Raw genomic sequence first — 13,154 nt, forward strand, 5'->3', positions numbered from 1 at the left:
AATAAAATAATATTTAGGAGAATTTTAATGATTTACGTAGATAATAGACAAGATAAAATAGAAGTTTCAAAAGAATTTATTGAAAATTTAGAAAAAGTTATAGAATTTGCATTAAAAGAAGAAGAAGTTTTAATTCCTTCTGAAATATCAATGATTTTTGTTGATAATGAAGAAATAAGAGAAATAAATAATGAAACAAGAGGAATAGATAGAGCTACAGATGTACTTTCTTTTCCAATGCTTGATTATGAAGATAAAAAGGTGTTTAAGGAACTTTATAAAGATAAAGACTTTGATATAACTTTCATGGATGGAGAAGAATTAGTTTTAGGTGATATAGTATTATCTCTTGAAAGAGCACTAGAACAAAGTAAAGAATATAATCATTCATTTGAGAGGGAAGCATCTTATTTAGTTGTTCACTCAGTATTACATTTATTAGGGTATGATCATATGGAAGAATTAGATAAAAAGATAATGAGAAAAAGAGAAGAGGATATACTTTCTAAATTAAATATTAGAAGATAAAAACATAAGGGTGGTTTTTATGAAGTTAAAGAAATTGGTTGATAGTTTTAATAATGCTATAGATGGAATTATATATACAGTTAGAACGCAAAGAAACATGAAAATACATATGGTAGTTACCTTAGGTGTATTAATAGCGTGCCTTTTCTTTAATGTATCTAAAAGTGAATTTTTAATTCTTGCTATAACAATAACTATGGTAATTGGTGCAGAACTTCTAAATACTGCTATAGAAGCTGTTGTAGATATGAATACTAATCATTATCATCCATTAGCTAAAATAGCTAAAAATGTTGCAGCAGGAGCAGTTCTTTTAACTGCTATAAATGCAGTAGTTGTTGGGTATATTATATTTTGGGATAAGTTATCAGAGTTATCCTTTATATTAATTCATAAAATAAGAATGTCAGAGCCTCATACTATATTTATTATTTTGGTTTTTGTATCTATAGCTACAATAATAGTAAAAGCAATATTTGGAGAAGGAACACCACTAAAGGGCGGAATGCCAAGTGGACATAGTGCCATTGCATTTTCAATAGCAACAATAATATCTTTAATAACAGAAGAACCTATATGCATTATGCTAAGTTTTATTATGGCTATAATTACGGCACAAAGTAGAGTTGATTCAGAAATTCACTCTGTTTTTGAAGTTATTGTAGGAGCTTTATTTGGAATTTTAATAACTTTATTTATATTTGTATTACTTAAAATTTAAAGCTTTAATATATAACTTTTGAAAATTATTTATTAGTGTTATAATAAATATCACGCAATAAGAAATAGATTATACAATTTCGAAATGGGGGATGTATATATGGGAAATAATAAATTAATAAAAGCGGCAATTAATGCAAGGGAAAAGGCATATTCTCCTTACTCAAATTTTAAAGTTGGAGCAGCTGCACTTTTTGAAGACAATAATATATATACTGGATGCAATATTGAAAATGCATCTTTTGGAGCAACAAATTGCGCTGAAAGAACAGCAATATTTAATGGAGTATCAAATGGTAATAGGGTGTTAAAAGAATTAGCACTTATTGGAGATCCAAATGGTTACACTTATCCATGTGGCATTTGTAGGCAAGTAATTACAGAATTTGCAGAAAGTAAAGACATGAAAATTTATATTATAAAAAATGAAAATGACTATATAGAAAAAACTTTAGGAGAAATAATGCCTGGATTCTTTACAAAAAAGGATCTAGAGTAATAGGAGGAAAAATGTTTAAATCAGGATTTATATCAATAGTAGGAAGACCAAATGTAGGAAAATCTACATTAATGAATTATATAATGGGGGAAAAACTTTCTATAGTTTCTAATAAACCTCAGACAACAAGAAATAATATTCAAACTATACTAACTACAAATGACTATCAAATGATATTTGTTGATACACCAGGTATACACAAACCAAAGCATAAATTAGGAGAGTATATGGTTAATTCAGCAAAGGATTCAACTAATGATGTTGACTTAATTCTTTTCTTAACTAATCCAGGAGAAGAAATAGGAAGAGGAGATAAATTTATACTAGAATCATTAAAATCAAAAAATGCACCAGTATTTTTAGTATTAAATAAAGTAGATGAATTCACTCAAGATATTGTTGCAAAAAGTCTTGTGGATTTTTCAAAGGAATTTAACTTTAAGGAAATAATTCCAATATCAGCATTAAAAGGAAAAAATGTCGATGAATTAATAAAATTAATGGTTAAAGAATTACCAGAAGGACCTAAATATTATCCAGAAGATATGATAACAGATGTTCAAGAAAGATTTGTTGTGTCAGAAATAGTTAGAGAAAAAGCACTTAGAACTTTAAGAGATGAAGTTCCACATGGAATTGCAGTTGATGTAATTCAAATGAAACAAAAAGAAAATGGAACATATCATATTGAAGTTGATTTAATATGTGAAAAAGATTCACATAAAGGAATAATAATAGGTAAAAATGGTCAATCTTTAAAGAAAATAGGTGAAGCTTCACGATATGAATTAGAGAGATTCCTAAGAAGTAAAGTCAATATAAAAATATGGGTTAAGGTTAGAAAAGAATGGAGAGATAACCAAACATTATTAAAAGATTTAGGTTATAAGAAGCTTAAATAGTTTTGGGAGTTGTGTAAATTGACCTTAATAAAAACAAATGGTGTAATTATTAAAACACAAGACTATAAAGAAAATGATAAATTAGTTTGGATGTATACAGAAAAACTAGGCAAAATTACAGCTATAGCAAGAGGAGCAAAAAGAAATAAGAGTAAACTATTTGCAATAACCCTTCCTCTTTGTTATGGAGATTATATGATTTTTAAAGGAAAAAATTTATCTAATCTTCAAGAGGGTAAGATAATTAGTTCTTTTCAAGGTCTTATGAGTAATTTAGATAAGTTAACATATTCTTCTTATTTATGTGAGCTAATTGATATAGCATTAATAGAAGGTGAAAGTAATAAATGGTTATATAAAGAATTTATTACTACTTTGTATCTTTTAGATACTGATGCTATAGATTATGAATTACTTATTAGATCCTTTGAACTAAAGCTTTTAAAAGCTACTGGGTATGGTCTTATATTAGATCATTGTGTTAGTTGCAATAAAAAGATTAATGTTTCAAATTATATAAGTTTATCTAATTTTGGAGGCGTATGTGAAGATTGTAATAAAGTACAAGGAATTTATATTTCTAAAGGTTCCTATAATGCTTTAAAATTTTTGACTAACACAAGTTCTGATAAAATATTTAGACTTAATTTATCAAAAGATATAAAGAAAGAAATAGAAAGAGTTATAACATTTATAATTTCTTCAAACTATTCAAAAAAACCAAAGAGTCTAGAAATGCTAAGTTATTTAAAGGAGTGATAATTTATGAAAGAAATTACTTTAGAAAAGGTTGATCAAATAAGAGAAAGAACTGGAGTTAGCTATGAAATGGCTAAAAAAGCTTTAGAAATTAATGATGGAGACTTATTAGAGGCATTAATATATATAGAAAATAATGTTGTAGTTCCATTTGCTGAAGAGGAATCTTCAAAAAATTGCAATGAATGTAAAGCCACAGAAACAATAGCACAATTTAAAGCTTGGCTTAAAGAATTAATAGAAAAAGGAAATATAAGTAGAATAAAAATTAAAAAAGATAATTCTGTTTTAGTAGATGTACCAGTAAATGCTGGAATAGCTGCAACAGTTATAGGAGTTATTATGCCACCTATTTTAGCTTTTGGAGTTATTGCGGCAGTTGCTACAAAGGTAACTATAGAGATTACTAAATGTGATGGTTCTGTTGAGATAGTAAATAAATATATTGAAAAGGCAGCAGATGGAGTTAAAGGAAAAGCACAAGAAGTATCAGAAATAGTAAAAGAAAAAATAAACAATAAGAAAAATGATTTAAAAGATAAAAAAACAAATAAGCAAAAAGTTTATGGTAGTGATGAGACTGTATATACATATACTGTGAATTTTGATGATAGGAAATAAATGGAAGAAAAATCAAGAAAAACATATATGTAGCAGAGATAAAATGATATAGCAAGAGATAAATTTATTATTTGTTAAAAAATGGAAGAAATGCAATATAGCGTATTATTTAATATGTATTTATAATTAAAATATAGTTTAAATAATAAAAAATATGATATGTAGAAATAGTATATCACATATAAATATATACAGTATACTTTATGTAAAAATTTTATTAAAAGGTATACTGTATATAAAAAAAGTGCTATAATAAACGTGTCAAGAGAAACTTTAACAAATAATTATCCTTGTTTTGGAAAGAGGGATTAGTTTTGAAATTGTCAGATAGGCAAGAAGAAATAATTAGATTAGTTAAGGAAGGACAGCCAATTACAAGTGAATGTTTGGCTGAAAAGCTTGGAGTAACCAGAGCTGCACTTAGGGCAGATCTTGCAATTTTAACAATGATAGGTACATTAGATGCAAGACCAAAGGTAGGATATGTATATTCAAATAAACCAAAAAGTAGTTTGGTTCATGAGTATATAAATGAAATTAAGGTCTGTAATATAATGTCAAAACCATCAATAGTTAATGAATCAACAACAGTATACGATGCAATCGTATACCTGTTCTTAAATGATGTTGGCACATTATTCGTTGAAAACTCTGGATTTTTAACAGGAGCTGTTTCAAGAAAAGATTTTCTTAAAATTGCAATTGGAGGAACAGATATTCATAGAGTTCCAGTTGGAGTAATAATGACTAGAATGCCAAACATTGTATGCGGAACTCCAGATGATCCTGCCTATGATATAGCAAAAAAAATTATAGAACATGAAATAGACAGTATTCCAATCGTAGAAAAGATTATAGTAGATGACAAAGAACAATACAAAATAGTGGGTAAGGTTTCAAAAACTAACGTTACAAAATTATTTGTTAAGCTTGGAGAAAATGAATAATTTAATTAGTAGACTTCAGGGAATTTTAAAAATCTCTGTTAGTTATAGATAACATTAGTATTGAACGGAGGAGTATTGAATGGATAAAAAATACGTTTACCTTTTCAAAGAAGGAAATGCATCAATGAGAAATCTTTTAGGGGGTAAAGGAGCTAATTTAGCTGAAATGTCTAACTTAGGAGTTCCTGTTCCACATGGATTTACTATTACAACAGAGGCTTGCAATAAGTATTATGAAGATGGCAAGGTTATAGCATCTTCAATTATAAAAGAGATAGAAAATGCCATGAGAGAACTTGAAAAAGAAACTGGAAAGGAATTTGGAAGTACAGAAAATCCGTTACTTGTTTCAGTAAGATCAGGTGCAAGAGTTTCAATGCCTGGTATGATGGATACAATATTAAATTTAGGGTTAAATGATATAGCTGTAGAAGCAATGGCAAAGCTTACAAATAACCCAAGATTCGCTTATGATTCTTATAGAAGATTTATTCAAATGTTTTCAGATGTTGTTATGGGAATTGAAAAAAGATTATTTGAATCAAAAATTGACGATATTAAAGCAAAAAAAGGTGTTGAATTTGATACAGAGTTAACAACAGAAGATTTAAAAGAGCTTGTTAGTCAATATAAGATGATATACAAAAAAGAAATGGGAAAAGAATTTCCACAAGAACCAAGAGAACAATTAATAGAAGCAGTAACAGCTGTATTTAGATCATGGAACAATCCAAGAGCTATAGTTTACAGAAGATTAAATGATATACCAGGCGAATGGGGAACAGCTGTAAATGTTCAACAAATGGTATTTGGAAATAAAGGAGAAACTTCAGGAACAGGAGTAGTATTTTCAAGAAACCCAGCTAATGGAGAAAAAGAAATATATGGCGAATATTTAATGAATGCACAAGGTGAAGATGTTGTTGCGGGAATAAGAACACCACTTCCAATAAGAAAGTTAGAAGAACAAAACCCAAAGATTTATAAAGAATTTATTGATATTGTTAATAAATTAGAAGAACATTACAAAGATATGCAAGATATGGAAATAACTATAGAAGAAGGTAAACTGTATTTTTTACAAACAAGAAATGGAAAAAGAACTGCTCAAGCTGCACTTAAAATAGCTGTTGATTTAGTTGAAGAAGGAATGATTAGTAAAGAAGAGGCAATACTTAAGGTAGAGCCTAAACAGTTAGATACATTACTTCATCCAGCTTTTTATGATGAAGATTTAAAAAGTGCAAATCCAATAGCAAAAGGATTACCAGCTTCACCAGGAGCTGCTTGCGGTAAAATTGCATTTACAGCAGAAGAAGCAAAAGATAGAGCAGCAAATGGAGAAAAGGTAGTTTTAGTTAGACTTGAAACATCACCAGAAGATATAGAAGGAATGGTAGCATCAGAAGGTATATTAACTGTAAGAGGCGGTATGACTTCTCATGCAGCAGTAGTAGCAAGAGGAATGGGAACTTGCTGTGTTGCAGGATGTGGTGAGTTAAAAGTTAATGAAGAAAATAGAACTTTAGAAGTGAATGGAAAAGTATATACTGATAAAGATTTTATATCAATAGATGGAACAACAGGCAATATATATGGGGAAAAAATTAAAACAGTTACTCCAGAAATAACAGGACATTTTGCTACATTTATGGAATGGGTAGATGGAATAAGAAAATTAAAGGTTAGAACTAATGCAGATACTCCAAGAGATGCTAAACAAGCAGTTGAATTTGGAGCTGAAGGAATAGGACTTTGTAGAACAGAGCATATGTTCTTTGCAGAAGATAGAATATTAGCTGTTAGAGAAATGATAATAGCTAAAACAGAAGAAGATAGAAGAATTGCTCTTAATAAGATATTGCCAATGCAAAAGGCAGACTTTATAGGAATATATGAAGCACTTAGAGGAATGCCAGCAACTATAAGACTTTTAGATCCACCACTTCATGAATTCTTACCTCATACTGAAGAAGATATGCTATCTTTAGCTAAAGAACTTAATGTAGATATTGAAGATATAAAAGCAGCAGTTTGTGATAAACATGAATTTAATCCAATGATGGGACATAGAGGATGTCGTCTTGCGGTTACTTATCCTGAAATTGCAGAAATGCAAACAAGAGCTATAATTGAAGCTGCAATAGCTGTTAAGATAGAAAGAGGATATGATATAGTACCTGAAATAATGATTCCGCTTATTGGAGAAATTAAGGAGCTAAAATTTGTTAAAAATATAGTTGTTAATACAGCAAATGAAGTAATGGCAGAAAAAGGAGTTACTATAGATTATAAAGTTGGTACAATGATAGAAATTCCAAGGGCTGCACTTACAGCAGATGAAATAGCTGAGGAGGCTGAGTTCTTCTCATTTGGAACAAATGATTTAACTCAAATGACTTTTGGATTCTCAAGAGATGATGCATCTAAGTTCTTAGCATCATATTATGAAAATGGAATTTATGAACAAGATCCATTTGCAAAACTTGATCAAAAAGGTGTTGGTCAATTAGTAAAAATGGCAGCAGAAAAAGGAAGATCTACAAGAAATGATATTAAACTTGGAATATGTGGAGAACATGGAGGAGATCCATCATCAGTAGAATTTTTCCATAACATAGGATTAGACTATGTTTCATGCTCACCATTTAGAGTACCGCTTGCAAGACTTGCAGCAGCTCAAGCACAAGTTAAAAATAAAAGATAGTAAAAATTTAATATAAAAAATAATTTAAAAATTAAAATTCCCCTGTTTCTAATTGGCAGGGGAATTTTTAGTTTATTCTATTTTCATAGATTAAAACTATATTCAGATTTTATTCTTAAATAAATTTCTTCAATAAATTTAAGTTGAAAATAAGTTTTTTCATTGGACTTTTTTAAAAGATGTAAAAAACTTTCTTTATTACATTTGTTTATGTTATTGTAATAGTCTCTTGATAATTTCCAAAATTTTTGGGGAAAACATATATAAGCTAAAACATATCTTATATCAGATGGTGTAAGAGGGGATATTTCATTATATGTTCTTAATATATCTAATGTAAGTTCAACATCAAATTTAGTATTTCCTCGTTTTAAAAGTCTTCTTAGAAAATATCCTAAATCATGAGCTGAATAATCTATTTTGCATTTATCTAAATCTATTGCCCATATTTTTGAATTTAGATCAAATATAATATTTTTATTTACATAATCTCCATGACACAAGGAGGATGAAAGTTCTTTATTGTCAATATTAGATGATAAATATAATGACCATTTAGCAAGTTCTAGATTATCATCAAAATTATTTATATATTCATTAGAAAATTTATCTTTAATTTTAAAGGCAGTATTATAGCATGTTAATAGCTGATTAAAATGTTTTAAAATTGATATGTAATAATCAGAAAAACCTATTCGCATGTAACTACCTTCTATTGGAGAAAAGTTTTTTGAGCATGAGTGAATACCTGCAAGTTGTTTTATTGATGTAATAATGTGATCTAAATTATCAAAGTCACATTTTATACCATCTATCCATATAGTAAGAACAAAATACATATCATTAAATTTAACAAACTTATTTCCAGATAATGAATTTAAAAAAGTAGGTGTTTTTATACCATTTTTAGAAAGCCATTCTAAAGCAGAATATACAAAAAGTAAATTTTGTTCATCAAAATAAACTTTTTTTAAGCAATAATATTTATCTTTATAGTGAACTTTATATACTGCTCTTTGTTTATCTGTGTTTTTAAATTTTACCATAGATACAGAAGATTTTTCTAATCCATAATGAATTAATATAAACTTTTTAATATTTTCTTCTGAGAATATGTTGAAATTTTTAGTATTCTTATTTTTAATCAAAAAGAATGCCTCCTTATAATAGTTACTTATTACTATACTATTATTTAGATAGATAAAATAGAATAATAATAGTTTTAAATAATAAAATTAAAAAAAATGCAAATAATAAATTAGAGTAATAATTAGAGGATTTTAAAGATAAATATAGAATGCTTCATATGAGGTGAATTTAAATGAATATAAGAGAAAAAATTGAGAATTTTGAAAGATTGACATTAAGAAATGAAGGGCAGCATTCCTTTGAGAGTCTAGGTCGAAAAAAAGAGGAAAGCAAAAAAGAGAACATTAGAACTTGTTTTATGGTTGATAGAGATAGAATAATACATTCAAAAGCATTTAGAAGGTTGAAAGATAAAACACAGGTATATATAAGAACAAAGGGTGATCATTATAGAAATAGATTAACTCACACCTTAGAGGTATCTCAAATAGCTAGAACTATTGGAGTTGGTATTGGCCTTAATGAATACCTTATAGAAGCTATAGCATTAGGACACGACTTAGGTCATGTTGCATTTGCACATAATGGGGAAGAAGTTTTAAATTCATTTCTTAAAGAAGGATTTAAACATAATGAACAAAGTATAAGAGTAGTTGAAAAGTTAGAAAAAGATGGTAAAGGGTTAAACTTAACAAAAGAAGTCATTGATGGAATACTAAAACATAGTGGACTTTCTAAAAATGAAAATAGAGAAGCAATGACTTTAGAGGGAAGAGTTGTTAAATATTCAGATAAAATAGCTTACTTAAATCATGATATTGATGATTCAATAAGAGCAAATTTATTAAGTGAAGAAGATATTCCAAAAGAAATTAGAAATGTTCTTGGAAAAACTCATTCTGAAAGAATAGAAACATTAGTTCTTGATTTTATAAGTGAATCTAATAAAAACTTAGATAATGGAGTATTTAAAGTTTCTTTAAGTAAAGAAAAAGATGAAGCAATGAGAGAGCTTAGGAAGTTTATGTTTAAAAATATTTATTTAGGCGAAATTTTAAGAGTTGAGAGAGAAAAAGCAAGATTTATTTTAGAGTCAATTATAGATTTTTATGTAAAGAATCCAGAAGAAATGCCATTACTTTATAGAGAAATAGCTGAGAATGAGGGGTTACCTAGAGGAGTAGCTGATTATATTGCAGGCATGAGTGACGATTATTGTCTAAATAAGTTTAACGAAATTTATGTACCAAAGCTTGTTATATATTAAAAATAGGAATAAAAAGATACAAAATAAGGAAACATAAAATTATTAGATAAAAAGAAGGAATTTAAGAATTTAAGAAGAATAGTATTATAAAGAACAATAAAAATATATTATTATAGAATTATATATAAATAAAAGAAGGAATAACAAAAAAAATGTCGAATATAATATAGGCTGCATAAAAAGCCGAGGAGGGAGAGAGCTCCTTGCGTATTACAGAGGAAACTATTGAAAGAATTAAGCAAGAAAGTGATATTGTCGATGTTATTTCAGAAACAGTAAGACTTAAAAGATCAGGGCGAAATTATATGGGATTATGTCCATTTCATAATGAAAAATCGCCTTCTTTTAGTGTTTCACAAGATAAACAAATATATAAATGTTTTGGATGTGGAGAAGCTGGAAATGTACTTACATTTGTAATGAAGCAAAAAAATTTGAATTTCATAGATGCTTGCAAATATTTAGCAGAAAGAGCAAATATTCCATTAGACTTTGGAAATGGAGAAGAAAGTAAACTAGTTAAAAAGAAAGAACTTTTATATAAAGTGAATGTAGAGGCTGCAAGATACTTTTTCTCAAATTTACAAAGGGATAAAATTTCAAAAGAATATTTTACTAATAGAGGAATTAAAGAAGTAACCATAAAGAGATTTGGTCTTGGATATGCAAAGGATGGATGGCAAAATTTAATTAACTACCTTAAAAAAAGAGGATATAGCGAGAGCATAATGCTTGAAGCAGGTCTTGTATCAAGAAGCCAGAAGGGAAGAATTTATGATAGATTTAGAAATAGAGTAATTTTCCCTGTCTTTAATATTAAAGGGGATGTTATAGGATTTGGAGGAAGAGTTTTAGATGACTCAAAACCTAAATATTTAAATTCGCCAGAAACTTTAGTATTTCAAAAAGGAACAAATTTATATGGTTTAAATTTTGCTATAAAAAACAAAATGGAAGAAAGATATTTTGTAATTGTTGAAGGATATATGGATTTAATTTCCCTTCATCAATATGGAATAACAAATGTTGTAGCATCCTTAGGTACAGCACTTACAGTTAATCAAGCAAGACTTTTAAAAAGATATGCTGATAAAGTTATTATTTCATATGATGCAGATATTGCAGGACAAACAGCAACACTTAGAGGACTTGAAATACTAAAAGAAGCAGGATTTGATGTTAGAGTATTACAAATTCCACAAGGAAAAGATCCAGATGAATTTGTAAGAAGTAATGGAAAAGATGCCTTTTTAAAATTAATAAATAAAGCAGAAAGTTTAATATCTTATAGGTTAAATAAAGCCAAAGAAGGAATAAACTTTAATGATAAAGGATCACTTATAAAGTATGGTAATAGGGTTGCTGAAATATTAGCAAATTTAAATCCAGTGGAGAAGGATGTATATATAAAAAGTATATCAGAAGACACTGGGATAAAAGAACAGTCATTATATGACTTAATTGCTATGACAAGAAATACGAAAAGTGATGATTTAATGAATAAAAAGGAAGAAATTGGAACAAAATTATATGTAGAACCTGGTTATATAAAAGCTGAAAAATCATTGATAAAATTAATGCTAGAAGATGATTGTTATAATTATATAAATTCAAATATTTCATCAAAGGACTTAAATTCTAAATCGCATGCGAAAATTTTTAATTTAATTAAAGATGGCAAGGAAAAAGGGTTGAAGAATATTAATTTACATGTTGAGGCTGGGTGTGATGATGTAAATTCTTCTAAAGAATGGGTAAATATAAGAGAATTAAGAGTTTTAAAGGCTCAAGATAAAGAAAGACAAATAATGGATTACATAAAAGAAATTAAAAGTTTTAAACTTATACAGAGACGAGAAGAACTTAAAAATAAACAAAAAGATTTGGCCCAAAAAGGACTAATAGAAGAATCAATAAAAATTGCATTAGAACTTAATAAAATAAATGATGCACTTAAAAAGGGAGAGAGGGTTTAATTGGTCATGACGGAAGGAGGTAACAAAATAATGGCAGGAAAAACAAAGATGAAAGTTAAAGATGAAAAGAAAGATAGAAATCAAAAGATGAATGTTGTTAAAACTCTTATTGAAAAAGGAAAGAAAAATGGTTCTTTAACATATAAGGAAATAATGGATGAGATAGACAATATTGAATTATCTCCAGAACAAATAGAAAAAATTTATGAAGTATTAGAATCAATGGGAATTGAAGTTAGTGGAGAACCACATGAAGTAGAAGAAGAGGAGGAAAAAATAGATTTAAGCGTTCCAGAAGGAATTGCAATAGATGATCCTGTTAGAATGTACTTAAAGGAAATAGGAAAAGTACCTTTATTATCATCAGAAGATGAAATAGAACTTGCAAAGAAAATAGAGGAAGGTAGCCAATATGCTAAGAAAAAATTAGCAGAAGCTAACCTTAGACTTGTTGTAAGTATTGCAAAAAGATATGTTGGAAGAGGAATGCTTTTCTTAGATCTTATACAAGAAGGAAACTTAGGTCTTATTAAAGCAGTTGAGAAATTTGATTACAGAAAAGGATATAAATTCTCAACATATGCTACATGGTGGATAAGACAGGCAATTACAAGAGCTATTGCAGACCAAGCAAGAACTATAAGAATCCCTGTTCATATGGTAGAGACTATTAATAAATTAATAAGAGTTCAAAGACAGTTACTTCAAGAACTTGGTAGAGATCCATTCCCAGAAGAAATATCAAAAGTTATGGATTTACCAGTAGAAAAGGTTAGAGAAATCCAAAAAATAGCCCAAGAGCCAGTTTCACTTGAAACTCCTATTGGAGAAGAAGAAGATAGTCATTTAGGAGATTTTATTCCAGATGATGATGCCCTAGCACCAGCAGAAGCTGCTGCATTTACAATGCTTAAAGAACAACTTATAAATGTTTTAGATACATTAACTCCAAGAGAAGAAAAAGTATTAAGATTAAGATTTGGATTAGATGATGGAAGAGCTAGAACATTAGAAGAAGTTGGTAAAGAGTTTAATGTTACTAGAGAAAGAATAAGACAAATAGAAGCGAAAGCTTTAAGAAAATTAAGACATCCATCAAGAAGTAAGAAGCTTAAAGATTATTTAGATTAATCTTAAAA

12 protein-coding genes are annotated in these 13,154 nt (G+C 28.2%); 11 read left to right on the top strand and 1 reads right to left on the bottom strand.

The annotated features are described in order from the left end of the window. The first annotated feature begins 27 nt into the window (after positions 1-27). From ybeY to ppdK, 8 genes are all read left to right on the top strand, one after another. Positions 28-528 (top strand): rRNA maturation RNase YbeY, encoded by a 501-nt coding sequence (gene ybeY / locus J2Z53_RS05475; protein WP_209796231.1) that lies wholly within the window; start codon positions 28-30, stop codon positions 526-528. A gap of 19 nt (positions 529-547) precedes the next feature. Next, positions 548-1,249, top strand: coding sequence for a diacylglycerol kinase (locus J2Z53_RS05480; RefSeq protein ID WP_209796232.1), 702 nt, complete (start codon positions 548-550; stop codon positions 1,247-1,249). Positions 1,250-1,348: 99 nt separating this feature from the next. Beyond that, entirely contained in the window at positions 1,349-1,747 is a 399-nt protein-coding gene (locus J2Z53_RS05485; protein ID WP_209796233.1) for a cytidine deaminase, read from the top strand. A gap of 11 nt (positions 1,748-1,758) precedes the next feature. Beyond that, a complete protein-coding gene (era, locus tag J2Z53_RS05490; RefSeq protein WP_209796234.1) occupies positions 1,759-2,649 on the top strand; it encodes a GTPase Era in 891 nt (296 codons plus the stop codon). Between the two features lie 9 nt (positions 2,650-2,658). Then, the gene (recO, locus tag J2Z53_RS05495) at positions 2,659-3,408 is read left to right on the top strand and encodes a DNA repair protein RecO (RefSeq protein ID WP_209796235.1); all 750 of its coding nucleotides are present in this window, start codon (positions 2,659-2,661) and stop codon (positions 3,406-3,408) included. Between the two features lie 6 nt (positions 3,409-3,414). Continuing rightward, positions 3,415-4,029 (top strand): DUF4342 domain-containing protein, encoded by a 615-nt coding sequence (locus tag J2Z53_RS05500; protein ID WP_209796236.1) that lies wholly within the window; start codon positions 3,415-3,417, stop codon positions 4,027-4,029. 314 nt (positions 4,030-4,343) lie between these two features. Then, positions 4,344-4,976, top strand: a complete 633-nt coding sequence (locus tag J2Z53_RS05505) for a helix-turn-helix transcriptional regulator (RefSeq protein ID WP_209796238.1) — start codon at positions 4,344-4,346, stop codon at positions 4,974-4,976. Positions 4,977-5,055: 79 nt separating this feature from the next. After that, positions 5,056-7,683 carry a pyruvate, phosphate dikinase gene (gene ppdK, locus J2Z53_RS05510; RefSeq protein ID WP_209796240.1) on the top strand — a complete coding sequence of 876 codons (2,628 nt, stop codon included), beginning with the start codon at positions 5,056-5,058 and terminating at the stop codon, positions 7,681-7,683. An 83-nt stretch (positions 7,684-7,766) separates the two neighbouring features. Here the strand turns inward: ppdK and J2Z53_RS05515 are convergent, their stop codons facing one another. Next, positions 7,767-8,831, bottom strand: coding sequence for a CotS family spore coat protein (locus tag J2Z53_RS05515; RefSeq protein WP_234925777.1), 1,065 nt, complete (start codon positions 8,829-8,831; stop codon positions 7,767-7,769). A 173-nt stretch (positions 8,832-9,004) separates the two neighbouring features. Here J2Z53_RS05515 and J2Z53_RS05520 point away from each other — a divergent pair, with 173 nt between their 5' ends. The 3 genes from J2Z53_RS05520 to rpoD all read left to right on the top strand — a co-directional run bounded on the left by J2Z53_RS05520 (position 9,005) and on the right by rpoD (position 13,146). Next, positions 9,005-10,039 (top strand): deoxyguanosinetriphosphate triphosphohydrolase, encoded by a 1,035-nt coding sequence (locus tag J2Z53_RS05520; protein ID WP_209796242.1) that lies wholly within the window; start codon positions 9,005-9,007, stop codon positions 10,037-10,039. A gap of 203 nt (positions 10,040-10,242) precedes the next feature. Then, a complete protein-coding gene (gene dnaG / locus J2Z53_RS05525; RefSeq protein WP_209796251.1) occupies positions 10,243-12,015 on the top strand; it encodes a DNA primase in 1,773 nt (590 codons plus the stop codon). Between the two features lie 6 nt (positions 12,016-12,021). Continuing rightward, positions 12,022-13,146: an RNA polymerase sigma factor RpoD gene (rpoD, locus tag J2Z53_RS05530; RefSeq protein ID WP_209796383.1), complete on the top strand. Its 1,125-nt coding sequence runs from the start codon at positions 12,022-12,024 to the stop codon at positions 13,144-13,146. Positions 13,147-13,154: the final 8 nt, after the last annotated feature.

This window comes from Clostridium moniliforme, from assembly GCF_017873235.1.
Lineage (GTDB): Bacteria > Bacillota > Clostridia > Clostridiales > Clostridiaceae > Clostridium > Clostridium moniliforme.

Excerpts from the sequence above, each read along its gene's own strand:
- ybeY (WP_209796231.1), top strand. The coding sequence starts at position 28 with ATGATTTACGTAGATAATAGACAAGATAAAATAGAAGTTTCAAAAGAA.
- J2Z53_RS05520 (WP_209796242.1), top strand. The coding sequence starts at position 9,005 with ATGAATATAAGAGAAAAAATTGAGAATTTTGAAAGATTGACATTAAGA.
- J2Z53_RS05500 (WP_209796236.1), top strand. The coding sequence starts at position 3,415 with ATGAAAGAAATTACTTTAGAAAAGGTTGATCAAATAAGAGAAAGAACT.
- era (WP_209796234.1), top strand. The coding sequence starts at position 1,759 with ATGTTTAAATCAGGATTTATATCAATAGTAGGAAGACCAAATGTAGGA.
- J2Z53_RS05480 (WP_209796232.1), top strand. The coding sequence starts at position 548 with ATGAAGTTAAAGAAATTGGTTGATAGTTTTAATAATGCTATAGATGGA.
- J2Z53_RS05485 (WP_209796233.1), top strand. The coding sequence starts at position 1,349 with ATGGGAAATAATAAATTAATAAAAGCGGCAATTAATGCAAGGGAAAAG.
- rpoD (WP_209796383.1), top strand. The coding sequence starts at position 12,022 with ATGACGGAAGGAGGTAACAAAATAATGGCAGGAAAAACAAAGATGAAA.
- ppdK (WP_209796240.1), top strand. The coding sequence starts at position 5,056 with ATGGATAAAAAATACGTTTACCTTTTCAAAGAAGGAAATGCATCAATG.